At 71.0% G+C, this 23368-nt stretch carries 24 protein-coding genes; 14 read left to right on the forward strand and 10 right to left on the reverse strand.

Features of this window, described 5'->3' with window-relative positions; translation table 11 throughout:
- Positions 1-123: 123 nt before the first annotated feature.
- Entirely contained in the window at positions 124-3408 is a 3285-nt protein-coding gene (locus FM051_RS17350) for a glycosyltransferase family 2 protein (RefSeq protein ID WP_158844253.1), read from the reverse strand.
- A 117-nt stretch (positions 3409-3525) separates the two neighbouring features.
- A complete protein-coding gene (locus FM051_RS17355; protein ID WP_053723270.1) occupies positions 3526-3831 on the reverse strand; it encodes a WhiB family transcriptional regulator in 306 nt (101 codons plus the stop codon).
- 280 nt (positions 3832-4111) lie between these two features.
- Here FM051_RS17355 and FM051_RS17360 point away from each other — a divergent pair, with 280 nt between their 5' ends.
- From FM051_RS17360 to FM051_RS17375, 4 genes are read left to right on the forward strand one after another with little or no spacing between them, the layout of a single operon-like run.
- A complete protein-coding gene (locus FM051_RS17360) occupies positions 4112-4864 on the forward strand; it encodes a site-2 protease family protein (RefSeq protein ID WP_158844255.1) in 753 nt (250 codons plus the stop codon).
- Between the two features lie 24 nt (positions 4865-4888).
- Positions 4889-5854: a 2-phospho-L-lactate transferase gene (cofD, locus tag FM051_RS17365; protein WP_158844257.1), complete on the forward strand. Its 966-nt coding sequence runs from the start codon at positions 4889-4891 to the stop codon at positions 5852-5854.
- The gene (locus FM051_RS17370; protein WP_158845272.1) at positions 5847-7181 is read left to right on the forward strand and encodes a coenzyme F420-0:L-glutamate ligase; all 1335 of its coding nucleotides are present in this window, start codon (positions 5847-5849) and stop codon (positions 7179-7181) included. Before cofD ends, FM051_RS17370 begins: the two co-directional genes overlap by 8 nt.
- Positions 7178-7717, forward strand: a complete 540-nt coding sequence (locus FM051_RS17375; protein WP_158844259.1) for an NUDIX hydrolase — start codon at positions 7178-7180, stop codon at positions 7715-7717. Before FM051_RS17370 ends, FM051_RS17375 begins: the two co-directional genes overlap by 4 nt.
- 174 nt (positions 7718-7891) lie before the next feature.
- On the opposite strand, the gene FM051_RS17380 is transcribed toward FM051_RS17375, so the two are convergent.
- Positions 7892-8278 (reverse strand): hypothetical protein, encoded by a 387-nt coding sequence (locus FM051_RS17380; RefSeq protein WP_158844261.1) that lies wholly within the window; start codon positions 8276-8278, stop codon positions 7892-7894.
- A gap of 157 nt (positions 8279-8435) precedes the next feature.
- Here FM051_RS17380 and manB point away from each other — a divergent pair, with 157 nt between their 5' ends.
- Entirely contained in the window at positions 8436-9512 is a 1077-nt protein-coding gene (gene manB, locus FM051_RS17385; RefSeq protein WP_158844263.1) for a mannose-1-phosphate guanylyltransferase, read from the forward strand.
- 31 nt (positions 9513-9543) lie between these two features.
- On the forward strand, positions 9544-10428 hold the full coding sequence (locus FM051_RS17390; protein ID WP_158844265.1) for a DNA-3-methyladenine glycosylase family protein: 885 nt from the start codon (positions 9544-9546) through the stop codon (positions 10426-10428).
- Here the strand turns inward: FM051_RS17390 and FM051_RS17395 are convergent.
- From FM051_RS17395 to FM051_RS17415, 5 genes are all read right to left on the reverse strand, one after another.
- Complete coding sequence (locus tag FM051_RS17395) at positions 10413-10829, reverse strand: NACHT N-terminal helical domain 7-containing protein (protein WP_158844267.1); 417 nt, start codon at positions 10827-10829, stop codon at positions 10413-10415. The two genes, FM051_RS17390 and FM051_RS17395, sit on opposite strands and share 16 nt — an antisense overlap.
- Before the next feature lie 25 nt (positions 10830-10854).
- Positions 10855-11748 (reverse strand): glycosyltransferase family 2 protein, encoded by an 894-nt coding sequence (locus FM051_RS17400; protein ID WP_158844269.1) that lies wholly within the window; start codon positions 11746-11748, stop codon positions 10855-10857.
- A complete protein-coding gene (locus tag FM051_RS17405; RefSeq protein WP_158844271.1) occupies positions 11717-12142 on the reverse strand; it encodes a DUF4396 domain-containing protein in 426 nt (141 codons plus the stop codon). The genes FM051_RS17400 and FM051_RS17405 overlap by 32 nt, the downstream gene beginning before the upstream one ends.
- Positions 12143-12227: 85 nt before the next feature.
- Entirely contained in the window at positions 12228-13352 is a 1125-nt protein-coding gene (locus FM051_RS17410) for a glycosyltransferase family 4 protein (RefSeq protein WP_158845275.1), read from the reverse strand.
- A gap of 80 nt (positions 13353-13432) precedes the next feature.
- Positions 13433-14467, reverse strand: coding sequence for a glycosyltransferase family 4 protein (locus FM051_RS17415; protein WP_158844273.1), 1035 nt, complete (start codon positions 14465-14467; stop codon positions 13433-13435).
- Between the two features lie 26 nt (positions 14468-14493).
- Here FM051_RS17415 and FM051_RS17420 point away from each other — a divergent pair, with 26 nt between their 5' ends.
- The 4 genes from FM051_RS17420 to FM051_RS17435 are packed head-to-tail and all read left to right on the forward strand — an operon-like array spanning position 14494 to position 19489.
- Positions 14494-15408, forward strand: coding sequence for a glycosyltransferase family 2 protein (locus FM051_RS17420; RefSeq protein ID WP_238412492.1), 915 nt, complete (start codon positions 14494-14496; stop codon positions 15406-15408).
- 58 nt (positions 15409-15466) lie between these two features.
- Positions 15467-15871 carry a CU044_2847 family protein gene (locus FM051_RS17425; RefSeq protein WP_158844275.1) on the forward strand — a complete coding sequence of 135 codons (405 nt, stop codon included), beginning with the start codon at positions 15467-15469 and terminating at the stop codon, positions 15869-15871.
- Between the two features lie 47 nt (positions 15872-15918).
- Positions 15919-18411: a glycosyltransferase gene (locus tag FM051_RS17430; protein ID WP_158844277.1), complete on the forward strand. Its 2493-nt coding sequence runs from the start codon at positions 15919-15921 to the stop codon at positions 18409-18411.
- A complete protein-coding gene (locus FM051_RS17435) occupies positions 18404-19489 on the forward strand; it encodes a glycosyltransferase family 4 protein (protein ID WP_238412458.1) in 1086 nt (361 codons plus the stop codon). The genes FM051_RS17430 and FM051_RS17435 overlap by 8 nt, the downstream gene beginning before the upstream one ends.
- On the opposite strand, the gene FM051_RS17440 is transcribed toward FM051_RS17435, so the two are convergent.
- Positions 19465-19755 carry a hypothetical protein gene (locus tag FM051_RS17440; protein WP_158844279.1) on the reverse strand — a complete coding sequence of 97 codons (291 nt, stop codon included), beginning with the start codon at positions 19753-19755 and terminating at the stop codon, positions 19465-19467. The two genes, FM051_RS17435 and FM051_RS17440, sit on opposite strands and share 25 nt — an antisense overlap.
- A 114-nt stretch (positions 19756-19869) precedes the next feature.
- Between FM051_RS17440 and FM051_RS17445 the strand changes: the two genes are divergently transcribed.
- The 4 genes from FM051_RS17445 to FM051_RS17460 all read left to right on the forward strand — a co-directional run bounded on the left by FM051_RS17445 (position 19870) and on the right by FM051_RS17460 (position 22111).
- On the forward strand, positions 19870-20721 hold the full coding sequence (locus FM051_RS17445) for a DUF5753 domain-containing protein (RefSeq protein ID WP_158844281.1): 852 nt from the start codon (positions 19870-19872) through the stop codon (positions 20719-20721).
- A complete protein-coding gene (locus FM051_RS17450; RefSeq protein WP_158844283.1) occupies positions 20703-20891 on the forward strand; it encodes a DUF397 domain-containing protein in 189 nt (62 codons plus the stop codon). The genes FM051_RS17445 and FM051_RS17450 overlap by 19 nt, the downstream gene beginning before the upstream one ends.
- A gap of 278 nt (positions 20892-21169) precedes the next feature.
- Positions 21170-21610: an Imm1 family immunity protein gene (locus FM051_RS17455; RefSeq protein WP_158844285.1), complete on the forward strand. Its 441-nt coding sequence runs from the start codon at positions 21170-21172 to the stop codon at positions 21608-21610.
- A 285-nt stretch (positions 21611-21895) separates the two neighbouring features.
- The gene (locus FM051_RS17460) at positions 21896-22111 is read left to right on the forward strand and encodes a GNAT family N-acetyltransferase (protein ID WP_274383638.1); all 216 of its coding nucleotides are present in this window, start codon (positions 21896-21898) and stop codon (positions 22109-22111) included.
- Positions 22112-22116: 5 nt separating this feature from the next.
- Here the strand turns inward: FM051_RS17460 and FM051_RS17465 are convergent, their stop codons facing one another.
- On the reverse strand, positions 22117-23268 hold the full coding sequence (locus FM051_RS17465; RefSeq protein WP_238412459.1) for a pyridoxal phosphate-dependent aminotransferase: 1152 nt from the start codon (positions 23266-23268) through the stop codon (positions 22117-22119).
- Between the last annotated feature and the right edge of the window lie 100 nt (positions 23269-23368).

Genomic DNA, 23368 nt, shown 5'->3' on the forward strand with positions numbered 1-23368 from the left:
GGACACACCCATCCCGAACGTAGGACACGCGCAACCTGAGTGTTCGACTCTCGCGAGAGTCCTACGTTCAGGACGCGAGAGTCCTACGTGCAGGAGGCCTGAGTTCTACGTTCAGGTTGAGCGTCAGGTGCGGCGGCGGGAGGGGATGGCCGTCAGGAGGGTGAAGAGGGCGGCGGCGGCCTGGAGGACCAGGAGGAGTTCGCGCAGGGTTGAGGAGGCTTCTACGCGGACCTCCGAGGCTGTTGTGGGGACCGTCACACCGACCAGGTGGCCCCACGCTCGGACGACGGTCACCTCGCGGCCGTCGACCCACGCCCGCCAGGTTGGTTCCTCCTCCGCGGCCAGGACGAGGAGCCGTCCTTCGGGGCCCTCGGAGACGCGGACTCCCACCTCGGGCGGTGCGGCTTCGACGGGGGCGATGCCGGGCGCGCCCAGCTCCACCGGCGGGTTGCCGCCGGTCCGGGCACGCCGCGCCAGCTCCGGTGACAGCAGCACGGCGTTCCCCGCCGCCAACTGCACCCGCAGCACCGGCCGCCCGTCCGACATCGCTGGCGTCACCCCCACCAGGTCACCGACGGCATCACGCAGCCGCTGAGCCGTCCTCAGGTCCGGCACCACGATGAACGCCACCCCGGACGCCGCCGCCTGCGCCAACGCGATCCGCGCGGCCTGCGAAGAACCGCCGGTCAGGTCACGCGTCCACCGCTCCAACCGCGTGGTGGCCGTCGGCACGGGCACGTAATCGTCATCCCCGAACGCCGGCAGCCGCCCCGCCACCAACCGCGTCGGCGTACCCAGGACCAGCACCGACCGCCCGGTCCGCGGCACCTCCTGCGCCAGCGTCGACGGCAACCGCACCGCGTCCGCCGTCAACTCCCCCGACCGCAACCCGACGAACCCGGCACCGGCCATCCCGACGACCGACAACACCCCGAGCACCGACATCACCCGCTGGAACGGCACCGGAGCCGAGTCACGCCGGAACGCCGACAGCACCACCCACAGCAGACCCCACCCGACCACCACCAACGGCGCACCGGTCCACCCCGGCGACGACGTCCCGCCGGGCAACGGCGTCACCGACACGGTCCGCAGCACGATCACCGTGAACCCGCCCAGCACCACCAGCCCCAGCCCGGCCAGCATCGACCGGGACGTCCGCAGCACCAGCGCCGCCAGCGCGAACCCGACCACCAGGAGCCCGACGAACGGCAACGCCCCCGTCCCACCGGGCCGCAGCGACAGCAGGTCCACCAACCCGACCGCGGGCGACTCCACGAACGCGCCCACCCCGTGCAGCACGACAGACGGGTTCTGCAACACCACCGCGGGCCACGGCAGCAGCAGCGCCATCGGCAGCAGCACGATCATGAACAACGACGCCACCCGCCGCCGCCCGTCACCGGGCCGTCCGGGCACCGCCACGAACCCGACCAGCGCCGTCAACGCCACCAGCCCGTGCACCAACGGCGAGAACGCGCCGACCACCGCCATCGCCAACGCCGTCCCAGACGCCACCGGCAGCCACGACGCACCCGCCACACCCCGCAGCACGGACGCCACCCCGGCGAACACCACCGGCGCCATCACGTGCACCACGACGACGTCCAGCCGCCCCTGGCTCACCGCCGACGTCGCCGCCGGCAGCAACGCGTACGCCGCCGCCACCACCGCGCGCACCGGCCGCGCCACCGGCATCCGCCGGGACGCCACGTACGCGAACAACCCGGCCAACGGCGCGTCACCGATGAACAGCACCGCCACCAGCACGGCAGGCGACCCGAACAGCACACCGAGCGTCCCCAGCACGGCCAACGCCGCCGGTGCCGGCGCCGTCGTCCCACCCGCGACCGGATGCCAAGTGGCCAGGTACGACGACCAGGTAGCCGCGAGATCACCCACCGGCAGCAGCCGCCCACCGGCCAGATCAAGCCCGATCCGCGACGCGTTGGCCAGAATCCCGAACACGGCGAGCCCGAGGACCAGCAGCAACGGCGGTCCGACCACCACCGACCGCAGCACCCGAGCCCGGTCGACCTCCAAGAACACGACCCCCGGCGCGGTCGAGCCACGCGGCACCGGTGAAGGCTGCCCCGGTGAAAGACGTGGCCGGGGCGAGGGCCGCAGCGCGGACGGCGACGCCTCCACCGGCACGGTCACCGCGGGCCGTCGCAACCCACCGGTCGCCCGCACGGGCCGACGCCGTGACAGCACACCGGCGGGCAGCGCCGCCGGACCCACCCGACGCTCCACTTCGGACGGAAGCGACCACGCGCCCGGCCGCGCGTCGTCCTCCGGCAACCGGCCCAACGCCAGGTCGGCCTCGACGCGTCGCCTGATCAACGCCGCCGACGCACCCCGGATCGCGTTGCGGAACCGGGTGATCCTGCTGGTGAACAGGCCGCGCACGACCCCGTGCACCGGCCGCTCGGCACGTCCGGCCAGCAACCGCGCCCGCCCGCTCAGCAGGTACCGCAGCGCGCCGATCTCGGCGTGCGCGTCGGAAAACCGCCGCAGCAACAAAAACCCGCAAGAACGCAAGAAAGCGAGCACCGCGATCCGCGGCAGCCCCAAAACGAACGAGAACGTCCCGCAGTTGACCAGGAAAGTCCGCAGCCCGTGCGCCCGATCCACGCCCCGCAACGCGGGCCCCGGCCTTGCCGCCACCGCGTCCAACCGCCGCGCACCCCGGCCGGCCGCGCGCGCGTGCCGCATCCGCGCCACCGGAACCGACAACACGAGATGACCGGCGAGATTCACGCGCCAGCCGAAATCGATGTCGTCGCGCAACAACGGCATCGTCCGGTCGTAACCGTCGAGCGATTCCCACACCGCGCGGCGGATCAGCGACCCCGCCGACGACACCGCCAACGCCTCGGTGCTCTGCTCGAACGACCCGGCCAACTCGACCCGACCCATACCGGTCTGCCGGTGGCCGGACGCGTCGGTCGACAGCCCCGCCTCCACCACCAGGCGCGGGTCGGTCCAGTCGAGGCTCAACGGTCCCAGCACGGCCGCCGAGGGCGAGACCTCGGCCGCGGTCAGCAGAGCGGACAGGCAATCCGATTCCGGTGCGCAGTCGTCGTGCAGCAACCACAGCCAGGCACCCGGATCGCCCCACCGCTGCACGGCGTGCTCGACGGCGGCGTGCACGGCCGCGCCGAACCCCGTGCCCCGAGGCAGGGTGAGCACACCGTCGACCACCTGGTCCGGACCAACGGCGGCCTCCGCGAGCAGCTTCGCCGTGCCGTCCACCGAACCCGTGTCGACCGCGATCACGTGCCGCGGGCGCGGCTGTTGACGGCGCAGCGCGGACAGCGCCGTGCCCAGCCACCGGTCGCCGTCGTGGCACACCAGCACCGCCAACACCGGCGCGGTGCGCAGCCGCGGAGTGGCCCCGCTCGTCAAGTGCCGCTCCTAGTTGCTCCGACTACGCCGTGGGACGACCACGGTAAGCCAGAGCGGCTCGCCCACGAGGTCGGACTCCGCCGATCACACCTCGCGGACGATCACCCGCGCTGACGGTCACACCGCGCGCTTCTTGAGCTTCCTCCGCTCGCGTTCGGACAACCCGCCCCAAATGCCGAAGCGCTCGTCGTGCTGCAAGGCGTACTCCAGGCATTCGGAGCGCACCTCGCAGCCGAGGCAGATCCGCTTGGCCTCCCTGGTCGAGCCGCCCTTCTCCGGGAAGAACGCCTCCGGGTCGGTCTGCGCGCACAGGGCGCGCTCCTGCCAGTCCTGCTCATCGGCCGCGTCGAACAGGTCGAGTACGACCGGCTCCGGTGCCGGGACGTCCCCGTCCACGATGCGACCCCCGTCGAATTCCTGCATAGTCCGCCTCCTCGCCTTCCGCTCTCCCCGGTTGGCGGACACCACTCGCCGTCCCCACAACGATGAATGACACCGATGTGATTACACCTGTGTCACAACACGCGGTCAAGCCGAGTCCACAGGTCGGGGGATATTCGCGCGAATGGCCGGAAAAGCCTTGACTAGCAGTACAGACGGTGAGTACACGACCGCCTTGAGCGATAACCGCTGCGCGGATCGCCTACAGGGCTGGGTGACGGCGGCCTGTGGAGCACCGGTTCGGGGAGGCCACACTGGAAGGGTGAAGCGATCAGCGGTGCGTCCGAGTCCACTGTTCCTCAGCCTGCTCGCGGTGACGGTGGCAGGCGCCGTGTTGACCCTGTTCGACGGCTCCAGCGCCGCGGTGACCGCGGGCACGGTGCTGTTCGTGCTGGGCGGCTGGGCGGTTTCCCTGTGCCTGCACGAGTTCGGCCACGCCGTCGTCGCGTACCGCGGCGGCGACTACGCGGTGAAGGCGAAGGGTTATCTGACCCTGGACATCCGCCGGTACACCGACCCCGTGTTCAGCATCGTGCTGCCGTTGGTGCTGTTGGCGTTCGGCGGCATCCCGCTGCCCGGCGGCGCGGTGTGGATCAACCACCACGCGCTGCGCGACAAGCGGGTGGAGTCGATGGTGTCGCTGGCCGGGCCGCTGAGCAACCTCGTGCTCGGCGTGCTGCTGGCGCTGTCCGTGATCCTCTTCACGCCGCCGTTCGGCCTGGCCGCCGCGCTGTCGTACCTGGCGCTGCTCCAGATCCTGGCCTTCGTGCTGAACATCCTGCCGATCCCCGGTCTCGACGGGTGGGGCGCGATCGAGCCGTACATGTCGTACTCGGCGCGGCAGTTCGGCGCGAAGGCGCGGATGTGGGCGCCGTTCGTGCTCTTCGCGGTGCTGATCGGGTTCCCGACCATCGGCGCGCTGTTCTTCAACGCCGCCTACTCGGTGTTCGAGCTGATCGGCGGCAACCCGGCCGACGCCGGGGCCGGCGCGAGGACCTTCCGGTTCTGGCAATGACGCCAGGTGGGAGGATGGCGACCCGTGAAGGTCGTCGTACTGGTTGGCGGGGTTGGCGGGGCGCGGTTCCTGGTCGGGCTGAAGAGCCTCCTGGCCGGTCCGGAGCACGAGATCACCGCCGTGGTGAACACGGGTGACGACGTGTGGATGCACGGGTTGCGGATCTGTCCCGACCTGGACACCTGCATGTACACCCTCGGTGGCGGGATCGACGCCGAGCGCGGGTGGGGCCGTGCGGGCGAGACGTGGGCGGTCAAGGAGGAGCTGGCCGCCTACGGCGCGGACCCGACGTGGTTCGGGCTCGGCGACCGGGACGTGGCCACGCACCTGGTGCGGACCCGGATGCTGCGGGCGGGCTACCCGCTGTCCGCGGTGACGGAGGCGCTGTGCCACCGCTGGGAGCCCGGCGTGCGGCTGCTGCCGATGTCGGACGACCGCGTGGAGACGCACGTCGTCGTGACGACCGAGGAGGGCGAGCGGGCGATCCACTTCCAGGAGTGGTGGGTCAAGCACCGCGCCCAGCTGCCCGCGCGGTCGTTCGCGTCGGTCGGTGTGGAGACGGCGACGGCCGGGCCCGGTGTGGTGGACGCGCTGCTCGCCGCGGACGCGGTGTTGATCGCGCCGTCGAACCCGGTGGTGAGCGTCAACACGATCCTCGGTGTGCCCGGTGTGAAGGACGCGTTGCGCAAGACCGAGGCGGGTGTGGTGGGGCTGTCGCCGATCGTCGGCGGCAAGCCGCTGCGCGGGATGGCGGACGCGTGCCTGTCGGCGATCGGCGTGGAGACCTCCGCCGAGGCCGTCGGCCGGTTCTACGGCTCGCGCAAGACCACGGACGGCGGCGTGCTGGACGGCTGGCTCGTGCACACCGGTGACCGTTGTGACGTGCCGGGTGTCGCGGTGCGCGCGGTGCCGCTGCTGATGTCCGATGTGGACGCCACCGCGGCGATGGCGCGGGCGGCCCTGGAGTTGGCCGGTGTCGACGTTGGCTGACCACGCTTCGCCCTCGGGGATCACGCTGCTGCCGGTGACCGGGCTGCCGGAGTTCCGGCCCGGTGACGACCTGGCTTCGGCGCTCGCGTCGGCCGCGCCGTGGCTGGAGGACGGCGACGTGGTCGTGGTGACGTCCAAGGTCCTGTCCAAAGTGGAAGGTCGGCTGGTGCCGGTGCCCACCGATCCGGAGGCGCGGGACGCCGTGCGGCGGGAGTGGGTCGAGGCCGAGTCGGTGCGCGTGCTGGCGCGGCGCGGGCGGACCTTGATCACCGAGAACAAGCTGGGGATCGTGCAGGCGGCGTCCGGAGTGGACGCGTCGAACGTGGCCGGTGACGAGATCGCGTTGCTGCCGGTGGACCCGGACGGGTCGGCGGCGGCGTTGCGGGCGGCGTTGGCGTCGAGGTTGGGCGTGTCGGTCGCGGTCGTGGTGACGGACACGATGGGCCGGGCGTGGCGGGTCGGTCAGACGGACGCCGCGATCGGGTCGTCCGGGTTGGCCGTGCTGCACCGGTACGCCGGGTCGGTGGACCGGCACGGCAACCCGCTGGTGGTGACCGAGGTCGCGGTGGCCGACGAGATCGCCGCGGCGGCGGACCTGGTGAAGGGCAAGCTGGGCGCGGTGCCGGTGGCCGTGGTGCGCGGGCTGCCCGTGTCCGACGACGGGTCGACGGCGCGTGACCTGGCCCGTCCGGTCGAGGAGGACCTGTTCCGGTTGGGCACGGCCGAGGCCGTGGCGCAGGGGCGTGCGGAGGCCGTGCTGATGCGCCGTTCGGTGCGGTCGTTCACCGGTGATCCGGTGTCTTCGGACGCCATTCGTCGTGCGGTGGCCGCCGCGCTGACCGCGCCGGCGCCGCACCACACGCGGCCGGTGCGGTTCGTCCGGTTGGACGTCAGGCGTGAGGCCCTGTTGGACGCCATGCTTGATCGCTGGCGGTCGGACCTGCGGGCCGACGGGTGGTCGGACGAGCGGATCGCCGCTCGGGTCGCGCGGGGTGATTTCCTGCGGAACGCGCCGGAGATCGTCGTGCCGTTCCTGGTGCGGACGGGGGCGCACTCGTACCCGGACGAGCGGCGGGCGTCGGCGGAGCGGACGATGTTCACGATCGCGGGCGGCGCGGCGGTGCAGGGGCTGTTGGTGGCGTTGGCCGCCGAGGGGCTGGGGTCGTGCTGGGTGTCGTCCACGATCTTCTGCGCGGACGTGGTGCGTGACGTGCTCGACCTGCCGGCCGACTGGGAGCCGTTGGGCGCGGTGGCGATCGGGCACCCGGAGTCGGAACTGACGCCGCGCGTTCTGGGTGATCTGGACGAAAGGTATCTGGAACGGTGAGCCTGCACGCCGACACCGCGTCGACCTTGGGCGCTTGGCGTCCCGCCGACCGGACGCAGGAGGCGCTGCGGCAGGCCTACCTGGGGTTCCTGGCGGCGCGCGAGGACGCTTGCGAGCGGTCGTGCGAGCCGGGGCACATCACGGCGTCGGCTCTGGTCTTGAACGCGACGGCGGACCGGACGCTGCTCACCCTGCACCCCAGGGTGGGCCGGTGGCTCCAGTTGGGCGGGCACTGCGAGCCTTCGGACACGACTCTGGCGGCCGCCGCGCTGCGTGAGGCGACGGAGGAGTCCGGCATCCAGGGTCTGCGCATCGAGCCGGTGCCGATCCACCTGGACGTCCACCCGATCACGTGCTCGCTGGGCAAGCCGACCCGGCACTTCGACGTCCGCTTCCTGGTCCGCGCCCCGGTCAACGCCCAACCACGCCGCAGCGCCGAGTCACTGGACCTCCAGTGGTGGCCCCTGGACGCCATGCCCTCGAACGTGGACGACCTCCGCCCCATGATCGAAGCCGCCCTAACCCGCCTCCGCTAACCCACCCCACGCGAGAGTCGAACCTCCAGGACCCGAGAGTCGAACGCTCAGGTACCCCGAATTCAACGTTCAGGTACCCCACGAACCGACGCGAGTGTTGAACTCAGGGGTCCTGGAGGTTCGACTCTCGCGGTCTGAGGGTTCGACTCTCGCGGGGGTGTGGGTGGGGTGGGGTCAGGGGTTGCCGTTTAGGCGTTGGGAAAGGCCTGGTGGGCGTTGGTCCGGGCCGCCCGAGAGGCGTTGGGACAGCGTTGGGCGTGAGGTCGGGACCTGCTGGACCGTCGGCACGGGGCCGGGGGCTACGCGCAGTTCCGGCTCGGGTTCGGGTGTGGCGGGTGGGTGCGGGGGTGGCGGCGCCGGCTGACCTGCGGCGACGTGCGCGGCCAGCACCATGGTCGAGTCGGGGTCTTCACGTGGGTCGACCGCGTTCACCATGGCGCGCGGGATCTGCTGGGTCGCCGAGGAGTCCATCGGCGAGGTCATGTTGTCCGGCGTCACGACGTGGATGCCACGTGCACGAGCACGGGCCAGCGCCGCGTCGGCCCGAGCGCGGGGGTCCATCCGGATCTCTCCTGCGGGTGCCTTGGGCCGGCTGGGGAACGCCGGCGTGCCGATCGGTGACGCTCGCCGACACGGGACCACTGCCCGTGTCACCCGAGTGCTCATGCCAGAGTATTCGCAAACTACGGGTGGAAGTAAGCGGAGGAGGAAAAACGGCATGTCGGAGCTGCAAGGCGCCGAGGCAGTGGTTCTGGTCGGGGGCAAGGGAACCCGACTCCGACCACTGACCCTGTCCGCCCCCAAGCCCATGCTGCCGACCGCCGGGGTGCCGTTCCTCACCCACTTGCTGTCGCGGATCCGGGAAGCGGGCATCACCCACGTCGTGCTCGGCACGTCGTACAAGGCCGAGGTCTTCCAGGAGCACTTCGGTGACGGCGCGGCGCTCGGCCTGGAGCTGGAGTACGTGGTCGAGGACGTGCCGCTGGACACGGCGGGCGCGATCCGCAACGTCTCCCACAAGCTGCGCGAACGCGACGTGATGGTGTTCAACGGCGACATCCTGTCGGGCGTCGACCTGCGCGCCGTGGTCGACACGCACCGTAAGGCCGAGGCCGACGTGACGCTGCACCTGGTCCGGGTGGACGACCCGCGCCGGTTCGGCTGCGTGCCGACGGACGAGGACGGTCGCGTCACGGCGTTCCTGGAGAAGACGGAGAACCCGCCGACGGACCAGATCAACGCGGGCTGCTACGTGTTCCGCCGCGAGGTGATCGAGGACATTCCCGCTGGTCGGCCGGTTTCGGTGGAGCGGGAGACGTTCCCGGGGCTGTTGGCGGCGGGCGCGCGCGTGCAGGGTTACGTCGACGCGTCGTACTGGCTGGACCTCGGCACGCCGGCCGCGTTCGTGCAGGGTTCGGCGGACTTGGTGCGCGGTGTCGCGCCGACCGCCGCGCTGGCGCTCAAGGGCGACGCGGTGCTGCTCGACGGCGCGAAGGTCGACGGGAGCGCGGTGGTGACGGGCGGCGCGACGGTCGGTGCGGGCTGCACGGTCGCGCCCGGTGCGGTGGTGGACGGCTCGGTGCTGTTCGACGGCGCGGTGGTCGGCGAGGGCGCGCGCGTGGAGCGCAGTGTGCTCGGGGTGAACTCGCTGGTCCAGGCCGGTGCGGTGGTGTCGGACGCGGTGATCGGTGACGGCGCGGTGGTCGGCGCGCGGTGTGAGTTGATCAACGGGGCCCGGGTGTGGCCGGGTGTCGTGCTGCCCGAGGGCGGGGTGCGGTTCTCCGCTGATGTCTGATGTCCGATGTGCTGGTGTCTGATGTGTCGTGATGCGTAGGACGTGGTCGCCGACGTTCCCGTTGGACCTCGGCGCGGTGCTGGGGTCGTTGCGGCGTGGGCCGGGCGACCCGACGTTCCGCGTCGAGGACGGGGTGTGGCTGACCGCCAACACCCCGGTCGGGCCGGGCACCCTGCACGTCCGCCGCACCGATGTGGTGGAGGCGGACGCGTGGGGTGACGGCGCGGAGTGGCTGCTCGACCGCCTGCCGGCGCTGTTGGGCGCCGGGGACGACGACTCCGCGTTCGAGTGCCACCACCCGTTGATCGCGGAGGTGCGGCGGCGTCGGCCGGGGATTCGGCTGGGCGCGACGGGACGGGTGTGGGACGCGCTGCTGCCGGCGGTTCTCGAGCAGAAGGTCACCGGCATCGAGGCCTACCGGTCGTACCGGGAGCTGTGCCGCCGGTTCGGCACGCCCGCCCCCGGTGTGACCGGCATGTACGTCCCGCCGACACCGCGAGCGATCCTGGGCATCACGGATTGGGAGTGGCACCGGGCGGGCGTGGACGGCGGACGTCGACGTGCGCTGATCGCGGCCGCACAGGTGGCGCACCGGTTGGAGGGCGCGTTCGACCTCGGCGGGGAGGACGGCCGGAACCTGCTGCGGAAGGTGCCGGGCATCGGTGTCTGGACGGCGGCCGAGGTCGCACAACGGGCCTGGGGCGACCCGGACGCGGTGAGCTTCGGCGACTACCACCTGGCCGGACATGTCGGGTGGGCGCTGACGGGCGGGCCGTTGGACGACGACGGCATGGCCGAAGTGCTGGCCCCGTACGCGCCCCAACGCCACCGCGCAGTCGTCTACATCCTCGCCTCAGGCGTCACGAAACCCCGCCGAGCCCCCCGCTTCTCCCCCCGCGACTACCGCGCCATGTAATCCCCCATACCGGCCGTGTAATCATCCATACCGATCGAAGCCACCGAGGAAGTCGATGAACTCATCGACCATGGTCCGGTAGAAAACGAGACTTCCCTGACGATGACGTCCGGTGGTTGTTCGGCGCTCGGCAGCGGAGTCGCGGTGCCCAGCAGGGCCCTGACCAGGTCCGACCTGCGCTTCGACCCGGGCCGGCCAGCGCCGGCAAGGGTGAGTTGCTCGCCCTTGCCGATCTTGATCTTGAACGGGGGCCCCACGTCGTCGATCGCCTCGAAGAACGAGGTCATCACGAGGATGCCGTGTGCGGCTTCGAGCAGCCGGGTCCGGTCGACGCGGTGCAGTCCGCCCAGCAGCTTCACCGCGTCGCCATAGGAGAAAGAGCGGCGCATCGGGTCATCCACTGAACGACCCAAAGCGAAGGCGCAGTTAGCGGGTCATCAGGCGAAGCCGCAGGGACAGGCCCGCGCGCACGGCCAGCATCAACGGCGCCCAGAACAGGCCGCGGTGGCGGTCGGCCAGGTACCGGTACGCGCTGGAGTGGTGGGCGGCCAGCATGCGTCCCGAGGTGCGCTGGGTGGAGTGGCCGCCGATGTGCACGACCTCCGCCTCCGGCACGTACACGTTCAGCCAGCCGGCGCGGCCGAGGCGGTCGCCCAGGTCGACGTCCTCGAAGTACATGAAGTACCGGGGGTCGAAGCCGTCGACCGAGTCGAACGCCTCACGCCGCATCAGCAGGCACGACCCCGACAGCCACTCGGCGGTGCGCTCCTCCGGCGACGCCGCCGCCTGCCGGTAGTCGCGCGACCACGGGTTCGACGGCCAGACGTGCGCGAACACCGCGTGCCCCAGACCCCGCCCCAACGACGGCAGCAACCGTGCCGACGGGTAGACGGCCCCGGACGGTTCCCGGATCAGCGGGCCGAACGCGCCACCGCGCGGCCACCGCTTGGCGGCCTCCAGCAGCGCGTCCAGGCTCCCGACGCCCCAGGACAGGTCCGGGTTGGCCACCACGACCCAGCCGACCGACGGCGGCAGCGACGCGACACCGCGGTTCGCGCCCGCCCCGTACCCGAGGTTCCCGCCGGTCGGCACGAACGTCACGTTCGGGTGCTCGGCGGCGGCACGTTCCGGTACGCCGTCGGTGGACCCGTTGTCCGCCAGCACCACCGACACCGGTCGTGTGGTCGCCGCGGAAAGGGTGGACAGGAAGGTGTCCAGGGTCTCACCGGGCGAGTAGGTGACGGTCACCACCGCCAGCTCGTCTCCGTAACGCGTCACGCCGGCCACCCTAGTGGTGGTGTGCGTGGTGCACGACGGCATGTCCCTTGCCGCGCGAGATCAACCACCGGTTCACCGGCACGGTCAGCACGAACGCCACCGCCAACGAGAACGCCAGCGCACCCCAGAACAGCAGGCTCGACACGCCCGCCTCCATCGCGCCCGGCACCACCAGCATGATCGCGTTGTCGACGATCTCCATGACCGTGATCGACACGGTGTCGGCGGCCAGCGCCACCTTCACCGCCGCACCGAAGCCCAGACCGGTTTTGAGCACGCCACGCAGGGTCAACGCGTAGCCGAAGAAGAACGCCAGCGCCACGGCCAGCACGACGGTCCCCCAGTTCGGGAGGCCGATCGCGGTGCCGATGACCATGCCCAGGACCTCGCCGATCGCGCAGCCGGTGAGGCAGTGCAACGTCGCGGAGATTGCCATTGACCAGGTTGCCTTCATGCGGAGGATAATACCCCTAGGGGGTATCCAGAAGGCAAGAGCGGAACCAGCCCGAAGAAACAGAAACTTAACGACGGTGCGAGCGCGCGGCCCGCTCGTAGGCCAGCCGGTGCCGGGCCGCCGACGTGGACCACGAGAAGTCCTTCGCCCGCACCACCGCCGCCGCGGCCAACTCGTCACGCCGGGCGGGATCGTCCAGCAGCTCACCGAGAGCAGCCGCGATGTCACCCGCGCCGACACCGCAGTACGCCACCGCGTCGCCGCCCACCTCGGGCAGGCTCAACCGCCGGGTGGTCAGCACGGGCGCGCCGCAGGCCATCGCCTCCAGCACCGGCAACCCGAACCCCTCGCCGAGCGACGGGTACGCCACCAGCTCCGCGCCGCCGAGGAACCCGGCCAGCGACGAGAACGGCAGGTAACCGGCCCGGATCACGCGGATCCGGTGCGGCACGGCGTCCAGCGCCCGTTCCACCTGGCTGTCCCAGCCGGGCTGACCGGCCAGCACGAGCGCGGGCGGGTTCGGCCGGTCCCGGCACGCCTGCGCGAACCCGCGGATGAGCGCCGGAACGTTCTTCCGCGGTTCCAGAGCACCCAGAAACGCCACGTAGGGCGCGTCCCCGAGCGACAGCATCCGCCGGACCGAGGCGACTTCCTCGGGCGTCGGCGGGTGGAACCGCTCGGTCTCCACGCCGTGCTGGGCGATGTGCAGGAACCGCCGATCCGCACCGGCCACCCGCGCCAACTCGTCCGCCGTCGCCCGCGACGGCACGACGCACAGCGATGCCCGGCGCAGCGAAGCCCTGGTCCAGGCCCGGAAGAAGCGCGCCTTGACCGACGAGTGCAGCACCGCGTCGGTGAAGAACGTCGCGTCGTGCAGCGTCACGACCGACGCCGCGCGGTTCGCCAGCGGCACGGTGTAGTGCGGCGAGTGCACGACGCCCACACCCAGCCGGGCCACCAGCCGCGGCAGGGTCGTCTGCTCCCACGTCAGCCGGGCCGTGCGGGTCGCCACCGCGTCCGCCGCCGGGATGATCCGCGACCCCGGCGCCAGGGACGTGTAGAGCGCGGCGTCACGGGGTTGGCACACGACGCTGAGCCTGGCCCCGTCCGCGTCCAGCGCGGCCACCAGGGAATCCACGTACCGTCCGACGCCACCTCGGTCGGCTGGGACGGCGGTGGCGTCGATCAGCACGCTGGGTTCGACGGGTGACACAACGGTGAAGGGTACGGTGGCGGGCCGCCGGGTTGACCGGGAATGGCGCAAACGGTTCGTCAACGAAACAGTCCGAGGTGGATGTCCCACACCGATCTCGCGGCGTTTTCCCAGGTGAACACCTCGGCGCGAATCCGGCCGGCGGCGACCGAACGGTCAACCAGGGCGGAATCGGACAGCACCGAGCGCAGTCCTGTGACCAGCGCCGCACGGTCGCCGCGCGGCACCGCGACCCCCGCACCGCCGGCCACCTCGACCAGCGCCGGAGCGTCCGAGTGGACCACCGGCACACCGGCCGCCATCGCCTCGACCACCGGCAGCCCGAACCCCTCGGCCAGGCTCGGCGCGGCGAGCACTGCGGCCCGCCGCAGGACGAAGGCCAGCTGGGCATCGCTCAACCGTCCCAACAAGTGGACGTGCGGCGCGCGCAGGTCCACCCCGCCCCACCCCTGCGGCCCGACCACGACCAGCGGCACGTCCAGCTCGGCGGTCGCGGACGCCAGCAGGTCGAAACCCTTGCGCGGCTCGATCGTGCCGATCGCCAGCACGTACCGGGGCGGGACGTCCACCGGCTCCTCCGGCGGGAACGCCGTCACGCCGTTGCCCACCACGTGGACGGGGACCGGTCCGGGCGCGTACCGCCGGAGCTCGGCGGCCACCACCGACGTCGGCACCACGATCGCCCCGGCACGTGACGTGGCGCGGCTGATCACGCGCTGGTGCCACGCCACCCCGCGCGGCGTCAACGTCGACGGGTGGGTCCACGGCACGGTGTCGTGCACGGTCACCACCACCCGCCCGCGCGGTGGCGCGAACGGCGTGAACGCGTGCACGGAGTCACCACCGGGCCAGTACGGCACACCCCGCTCCCACGCCGCGATCAGCGCACGTCGGGGCAACGGCAGCACGCGGGGTCCGAGCACACCGGGCACCACGGCCGCCGAGACGTCCGGGTGCCTGCTCACCACCCCGGTCACGGTCCACCCGGCGGGCGCGGTCGCGGCCAGCGCGGCGGCCAGCTCACGGGTGTACCGGCCGGTGCCGCCGGGCACCGGCGCCAGCAACTGCTCGGTCAGCACAACCAGGTCGGGCACGTCGCGTACCGTCTCACGCCGTGTCGATCCCCAGCACGACGGTGGTCGTGGTGACGTGGCGGGGCCGCGAGCACATCACCGCGTGCCTCGACGCCCTCGCCCGGCAGCGTCCACACCGGACACTCGTGGTGGACAACGCCTCCGACGACGGCACGGCCGAGCTGGTCGCCGCGCACCCCAGCCGCCCGGAGACCCTCCGCCTGCCCGTCAACCGCGGTTACGCGGGCGGTCTCGCGGCGGCGTTGCCGAAGATCACCACCGAGTACGTGGCCTGGCTCAACGACGACGCGGTGCCCGACGACGGCTGGCTCGCCGCCCTGGAAGACGCCCTGGACGCCACCCCCGACGCCGCCGCCGCGACCCCCTCCATGCTGCTGGCCGACGGCTCGACCCAGTCCGTGGGCGTCAAGCTGACCGCCGACGGTCACGGCGCTGACCTGGTCCTTGCCGGTCGGGAGGTGTTCGGGTTCTGCGGCGGCGCGGCCCTGATCCGCTGTGCGGCGCTCGACCACGTGGGCGGCGTCCCGGGCGGTTTCTTCTGCTACTACGAGGACACCGACACGGCGTGGCGGCTGCGACTGGCCGGTCACCGGGTGTTGTCGGTCGGCCCGGCCCGCGTCCACCACCGGCACGGCGCCAGCACCAACCCCGGCTCCCGGCTGTTCCACCGCTGGAACGAGCGCAACCGGCTGTTGATGCTCCTGCGGTGCGCGCCCCTCGCCACGGCTCTCCGGGAACTGGCCAGGTTCGCGGTGATCACCGCCCTGCTGCCGTTCCGGAAGCACACCCCGGACGCCGGGAACTTCCGCGTCCCGCTCCGCCTCCAGGTGCTGGCGGAAGTGCTCCTCAGGCTGCCGATCACGCTCGTTCAGCGGACGGAGATCGGCCGACGTGCCAAGGTGGCCAGGCGCGTGGTGTGGCGCGAGTGGGCCGGCCGCTAGTCAGCCCGCGTGAACACCGACCGCCGGGGTCCGTGGACGAGGACTGGAGAGGACTGGGATGGCCGAGTACGTCGAGGTGCGCACGGAGAACGGTGAGCTGCTGCCGTTCGAGCTGGACGACGAGGACGACGGCCTGGTGCGCGCCGGCCGGCGGTGGGACGCCGCCGTCGAGCGGGCCGAGGAGACGCTGGAGAGCGGTATCGAGCGGGCGAAGAAGGTCGCCCAGTCGGTGGCGGCGAAGATCGGCAGCATGCCGTCGCCGCGACCGGACAAGGTGGCCGTGGAGATCGGCCTGAAGGTCAGCTCCAGCGCCGCGCTGGCGATCGCCAAGTCCTCCGCCGAGGCCCACGTCAAGATCACCGTCGAGTGGCACCGCGACAGCCTGCCCGCCGAAACCCCACCCGAGGACAACGAGTCGAAACCCGACCAGGAGCCCGACCGGGACCCCGGCGCAGAGGCGTAAGACACCTTCACCGCCCGCTGCGGAGCGTGATGAGGCAGAGTTAGCGCGTGGAGCAAGGGAGCCTGCCCGAAGTGTCGGTGGTCGTGGTCAACTACCGCGGCGCCGACGACACGATCACCTGCCTGCGCGCGTTGTTCGGCGACCTCGACTACCCGGGGGACAAACTCCAGGTCATCGTGGTCGACAACGCGTCGGGCGACGGCAGCGCGGACCGCATCCGGGCCGCCGCGCCGAACGCGGACGTGGTCGAGGCGCCGGCCAACCTGGGCTTCGCGGGCGGCTGCAACCTGGGCGTGCGCGGTGCGCGCGGCTCGGTCGTCGCGTTCCTCAACAACGACGCCCGCCCGCACGCCGGGTGGCTGCGCGAGGCGGTGCGGGTGCTGCGCGCCGAGCCCGCCGTCGGCGCGGTGGCGAGCAAGGTGCTCGACTGGGACGGCCGCCAGATCGACTTCGTGGACGGCGGCCTGACCTGGTTCGGCATGGGCTACAAGCGGCACGCGGGCGAGCCGGACGACGGCACCCACGACACACCGCGCGACGTGCTGTTCGGCACCGGCTCGGCACTCGTCGTGCGGACCGGCGTGTACCGCGAGCTGGGCGGGTTCGACGAGCGGTTCTTCATGTTCTACGAGGACGTCGACCTCGGCTGGCGGATGAACCTGCGCGGCTGGCGCGTCCGGTACGTGCCCACTTCCCTGACCTACCACAAGCACCACGCCTCGATGTCCAGTGTGGACACGAGCCGTGAGCTGTACCTGTTGGAGCGCAACGCCCTCGCGTCGCTCTACAAGAACTTCTCCGACGAGACGCTGGCCAAGGCGCTGCCCGCCGCGCTCGCCCTGGTGGTCCGCCGGGCCACCGCGCGCGGCGAGTTGGACGCCACCCAGCTGGAGATCACCCGCCGTCCCGAGAACCCCGCCAACGACCGCGCGCCGGTGCCGGTGTCGCGGCAGGCGCTGGCCGGGTTCCTCGCGATCGACCAGTTCGTGGAGCTGCTGCCGGAGCTGGCCGAGTCGCGCAAGCAGGAGCAGGCCGCGCGCCGGGTGTCGGACGCCGACCTCGTGCCGCTGATGCGCAAGGCGATGGAGCCCGCCTACCCGCTGCCCCGCTACCTGGCCGCGCACGACGTGCTGGTCGACGTGTTCGGGCTGGAGGAGGTGTTCGGCCGGCCGCGCCGGGTGCTGGTGATCACCGGTGACGCCATCTCGGAGAAGATGGCCGGTCCCGCGATCCGGGCCTGGAACATGGCCGACGTGCTGGCCGGCGAGCACGAGGTCCGGCTGGTCACGATCAACCCGCTGTGCGAGCCGCCCGAGTCGTCGTTCCCGGTGACCCGCGCCGCGCCGCGCGAGCTCGTCGAGCACGCCCGGTGGGCCGACATCGTCGTGCTCCAGGGCCACGTGCTGGAGAACCTGGGCTTCCTCAAGGAGCCCGGCAACACCAAGATCGTCGTCTGCGACATCTACGACCCGATGCACCTGGAGCTGCTGGAGCAGGGCAAGGACTCGACCGACGAGCAGCGCGAGCTGGACCTGGTGGGCGTCACCCGGATCATCGACAACCAGCTGCGGCGCGGCGACTTCTTCCTGTGCGCCTCCGAGCGGCAGCGGCACTTCTGGCTCGGCCACCTGACCGCGATCGGCCGGCTCACACCCTCGCTGTACGACAACGACCCCACCACGCGCTCCCTGCTGGCCGAGGCGCCGTTCGGGCTGCCCGGCAAGCCGCCGCAGCGCACCGGGCCGGGGTTGCGCTCGACGTTGGGCATCGACGACGCGGACAAGGTCGTGCTGTGGGCTGGCGGCGTCTACAGCTGGTTCGACCCGCTGACCCTGCTGCACGCGGTGGACCGGCTGCGGACCCGCCGGTCGGACGTGCGGCTGGTGTTCCTGGGCATGAAGCACCCGAACCCCGAGGTGCCGGACATGGACATCGCCGGGCAGACCCGCGCGCTGGCCAAGCGGCTCGACCTCGTCGGGACGCACGTGTTCTTCAACGAGACGTGGGTGCCCTACCACGAGCGGCAGAACTGGCTGCTCGACGCGGACGCGGGCGTGACCACGCACTACGAGCACGTGGAGACGACGTTCGCGTTCCGGACCCGGGTGCTGGACTACCTGTGGGCGGGGCTGCCGATCGTGACCACGGACGGCGACTCGTTCGCCGACCTCGTGCGGCGCGAGGGGTTGGGCGTCGTGGTGCCGTCGGAGGACGCCGCCGCGTTGGCCGACGCGCTGGAGAAGGTCATGTACGACGCCGAGTTCGCCGCCGGCTGCGTCGAGCGGATCGCGGCCGTGCGGGAGCGGTTCACCTGGGAGAACGTGCTCGCGCCGCTGACCGAGTTCTGCCGCAACCCGCGGCCCGCCGCCGACCGCCTGCCGGGGTCGTCGTTCATGGTGCCCAACCGGCCGCTCGGACGGCGGGAGAAGGTGCAGCGGGACGTGCAGCTGGTCAAGGAGTACTTGAGCGCGGGCGGCGCGGGCGAGGTGGCACGTCGGGCGACCGGTCGGGTGCTGAAGAAGTTGCGCGGCCGTGGCTAGGCCGTTGCGGGTGCTGATCGACGGCACGCCGCTGCTCGGGCAGCGGACCGGGATCGGCCGGTACACGGCGGCGTTGGCCGAGGAGCTGGCGTCGATGCTGGACGAGGTCGACGTGCGGGCGGTCGCGTTCACCCTGCGCGGGTGGCGTGCGCTGCGGACCGTGCTGCCGCACGACGTGGTGGCGCGCGGGTTGCCCGTGTCGGCGCGGTTGCTGCGGGAGTTCTGGCTGCGCATGCCGTTCCCGCCGGTGGAGTTCCTGGCCGGGCCGACCGATGTCATGCACGGGACGAACTTCGTCCTGCCGCCTGCCCTCAGGGCGGGTGGCGTGACGACCATCCACGACCTGGCGTTCCTGGACACGCCGGGCGACCTGCCGCCGTCCGACCGGAGGCTGCCGGAGCTGGTGGAGCAGTCGGCTTTGCGCGCGGATGTCGTCTGCACGCCGACGCGTGCCGTGGCCGAGGTGGTGATGGACCGGTTCGGCGTGCCGGAGTCGAAGATCGTGGTGACGCCGCTGGGCGTCGACCCCGCGTGGTTCGCCGCCAGGTCGCCGTCACCTGCTCTGCGTGCGCGGTTGAAGCTGCCGTCGGAGTACTTGCTGTTCGTGGGGGCCGGCGGGCCGCGCAAGGGCTTGGGGACGCTGCTGACCGCCCATGCCGCGCGGCCGTCGTTGCCGCCGTTGGTGCTGGCCGGGCCGCACGCGGTCGGTTCGGATGGTCGCGTGATGCGGACCGGGTACCTGAACGACGTCGACCTGCGGAGTGTCGTGGCGGGGGCGGCGGCGTTGGTGCTGCCGTCGCGTGACGAGGGGTTCGGGCTGCCGGTGCTGGAGGCGTTGGCGTGCAACGTGCCCGTGGTGTGCACGGATGTGGCGGCGTTGCGCGAGGTGGCCGGTGGGCACGCGGTGCACGTGCCGGTCGGTGACGTGGAGGCGTTGGCTTCGGCCATGGTCGACGCGGTGGAGGCCCCGCCCACGCCCGCCGACCAGGCGGCACGGCGGACGCACGCGGCGGAGTTCACGTGGCGGAAGACGGCGGAGCTGACCGTCTCGGCTTACCGGCGTGCCGCCGGGCAGTGACAAGCGCGGTTGCCGACCGAGCCAGGCGCCATGGGGACCCACTGCTCGCCGGTGTCGAGGCAGTCGTCGCAGTCGTAGCCGGCGGGGTCGAGGACCTTCAGCTCGCGCTGGACGGCTTCGAGCAGCCGTGACGCGCCGCTGATGGTGAGGCCGAGCACGACCTGCCCCGGCGGTGGACCGACGGAGAGACACACGGTCTCACTCTCGTCGTCCACCCACACGCGCAACGGCGTGTCCCCTCGCAGATAGGCCACTTCAACAGCCACAACACCCTCCCCGATCGACGGAATTTGGTTCTGCTAGGTTGCTCGCGCCCTCTTCTGGATGCAAGCATCATTGGAATCAAATTCCAAATCTTCACTCGATCGAGGGAACGCCCGATGACTCCGAAACAACGCCGCCTGGCCCGCCGCCTCCGCCAGCTCCGGGTCAACTCGGGCACGTCCCTCGAAGACGCCGCCAACCACCTCGGCTGCAAGCAGCCCAAGATCACCAAGATCGAGATCTGCCAGTTGGGCGCGAAGCCCGATGAGGTCCGGATGCTGTGCGAGCTGTACGGCGCGGGTCGGGCCACCGTCGAGAGCATGGTCAACCTGGCGCGGACCGCGAAGACGCGCGGCTGGTACCAGGTGTACGACGAGTCGGCGAACCCGGAGAACATCGACTTCGTGGAACTGGAGACCGACGCGGTAGCGGTGTCCAACTTCGAGATCGACCTGATCCCGGGCCTCCTCCAAACCGAGGACTACGCCCGCGCGGTGTTCCAGGTCGGACTTCCCGACATCAGCGCCGAGATCATCGACCAACGAGTCAAACTGCGGATCGCGCGCCAGCAGCGAGTGCTCGATGGCTATCTGTCCCTGTGGGCGGTCGTAACCGAAGCGGCTTTGATCCGCGCGGTGGGCGGCCGGGATGTGCACCTCAACCAGCTCACGCGCCTGCTCGAACTCGCCACCCTGCCGAACGTGCAGTTCCAGGTCATCCCGACCCGTGCCGGGGAGTACATGGCGATGGGTGTGCCGTTCTGGTGCTTCAGGTTCGACGACAACTACGGCACGGTGGCCCTGGACCATCTCAGCGGCACCACATTTCTCGAAGAAGAGGGCGATGTTGAGCGGTATAGGCTGGCGTTCCAGCACCTGTGCAGCACGGCGTTGAGCAAGCAGGACTCGCTTGCACTGCTGCGCAAGTACGTCAAGGAGGAGCACAGCGAATGGGAGCGTCGGAGCTGACCTTCGGGGTGTGGCGCAAGGCCAGCTACAGCGGTGCAAACTCCGGCTGCGTCGAGGTGGCGCACTCCTCCACAGGTGAAGTCGGCATCAGGGACAGCAAGGCACCGACCACCGGCGCCCTCACCGTCTCCCGTGCGGCCTGGACGGCCTTCCTGACTTCCCGGCTATGAATGGCCGCCTGGCTGCCGGTCGACCTGATGAGGGTTCTTGAGCTCGCTCCACGAGATCTGCCGTGAACCCGTCACGGCACAGACGCGACGCAGGAACCGCTGCCGCTCGCCATCAGGACGAGGTGCGGTCGCTTCAGGGGATCTCCCCAGCGCGGACATGGGCGAAAGGTTCTCGCACTGCTTGAGCGCAAAACCAGTGCGTTAATCCGAGTCCACCCCAACGGCCCAACAGACCCCTCGGGTGGTCACTCAGCGCGTCCACTGCGATGATGCCGGCCATGAGTTTCACGGCTGTGTGGCCGATCACCGACGAGAACGACGCCGACGCGGCCGACGAGCTGACCGTCAGCACGCCAGAGGACGTGGACACGCTCCTGAGCCGCCTGGCCGACCCCGGCGCGGGTCCGGCCGTGATCGAACACCAGGACCGCGAGCTCATCACCGACACCGAGGGCCTGCTGGGCGAGCCCGGCACCACCAAGATCCCCGACCACGACGTCGCCGCCGCCATCCACAACGGCTACGGCTACCTCACCTACGCCGACCCGGAGCACGACTACTCGACCCTGAAGGGCGAGCCGTCCTCCCCCGAGTACCGCTCCGAGTACGTCGACTACCCGGCCGGCGCGGGCGTCCAGCCGGAAGTCCTGGCCGCCGCCCTCAAGGACTTCCTGGCCACCGCCCAGCGCCCCACCTGCGTGGACTGGCAGCCCGCCTGAGCCGGCGCGCCGTGTCGACCATGGTCAGGGCAGCCGTGCGAGAGGACGTGCCCGCGCTCATCCGCCTGCGTCTGGCGAACGCCGAGAGGCACATCCGGCTCGACCCGGCCGTCTACCGACTGCCCGACGTCGACGCCGTCCGAAGGCACTTCGAGGACGTGCTCTCGGGCGGGTCGGACGTCCTGATCTTCGTAGCCGACGTGGGCGGCGAGATCGCGGGCATGGCGGAACTGGTCCCCCTGCCGGATCCGCCCGACCACCAGATCGCCGTGCCACGCCGCGCGGCTGACGTCCACACGGTCGTCCTGGACGGGATATCGCGGTCGCGGCGTGGGAAAGGCCTTGCTCGGAGAGGCGGAACGAGCCGCCTCGGAACGAGGTGTGTCGGTTCTCCACGCCGGCATCCTCACGCTCAACCAGGACGCCGTCGGCTTCTACGCATCGGCGGGGTACGGACCGCGCGGGACGATGCTGCGCAAGGAACTGGGCACCCCCGGCTGACGCGCTCAGGACACCAACGTCGGCCGTTCGACGTCCCAGCGTTGCTGCGAGAACGCCTTCATGCCGGTGACCAGGCGTTCCACGTCCGCCTCCGGCCGCACGACAAGTCTCAGGAACTGGCCGCTCAACCCCAGCTTGTTCGAGCACTCCCGCACGAACACCTGGTGCTTGAGCAGCAGGTAGTCGCGCATCTCCGCCCCGGTCACCTCACCCGACAGCTTCACCAGGATGAAGTTCGCCTGCGACGAGAAGACGTCCAGCTCCGGGATCCGCCCCAGCTCGATCCCCATCCGGTACCGGTCCATCGACAGCTTGACCAGGCTCTCCGCGTACTCGTCCAAGTGCTCCTTGAACATGAACACCACGGCCTCGGCCAGCGAGTTCAGGTTCCACTTCGGCAGCGACGAAGCCATCTTCCGCGCCAGCCCCGGGTTCGCCACCATGTACCCGAACCGGATCCCGTGCAGCCCGAAGTTCTTCCCCAACGACTTCAGCACCACCACGTTCGACCGGATGGCCGCCTCCGACGCCACCGAGGGGTTCCGCTCCACCTCGACGAAATCGATGAACGACTCGTCGACGATCACCAGGTCCAGGTCGGACAACTCGTCCAGGAACCGCACGACCTCGCGCCGCGGCAGGTACCCGCCGTCGGGGTTGTTCGGGTTGCACAGCACCGCCACCCGCGACCCGCGCGACCGGATGAACTTCACGTACGCGTCCAGGTCCAGCTCGAACCCGTCGCTCTCCGGCAGCAGGAACATGTCCACCCGCTTGCCGGTCTCCAGGAACTGGTCGGTCCACCGCCCGAACGTCGGGATCGGCACCGCGATCGAATCGTGCACCCACAGGTGGTCTATCCACGTGATCAGCTCGGTCGACCCGTTCGACATCGCCACCGTCGCCGGGTTCAACCCCAGCACCGACGACAGCTGCCCGGCGATCGCGCCCGCGTCGCTCGGGTAGAACTTCAGCACCGATTCGAGGTTGCGCCCCAGGAACTGGAACATCTCCTGACTGGGGAAGTACGGGTTGCACGGGATGCAGAAGTCCACCAGCTCCCGCGCGCCCTCCCCGAGTTTCCGGCTCAACTCGAAGTACGACGGGCTGTGGGCGGTCTGCCGAAACACGTCCGTGTCCATGCTGCTGTGCCGCACGCGACCTCCCAGCTCATCCGTGAATCCGTGAATGACTCACTGGGGTGTACGGCCCGTTCACACCGCCGGTTCAGGACCTCAGGACCTGAGGATCTCAGGG

Source organism: Saccharothrix deserti (genome assembly GCF_009769385.1).
Taxonomy (GTDB): domain Bacteria; phylum Actinomycetota; class Actinomycetes; order Mycobacteriales; family Pseudonocardiaceae; genus Actinosynnema; species Actinosynnema deserti.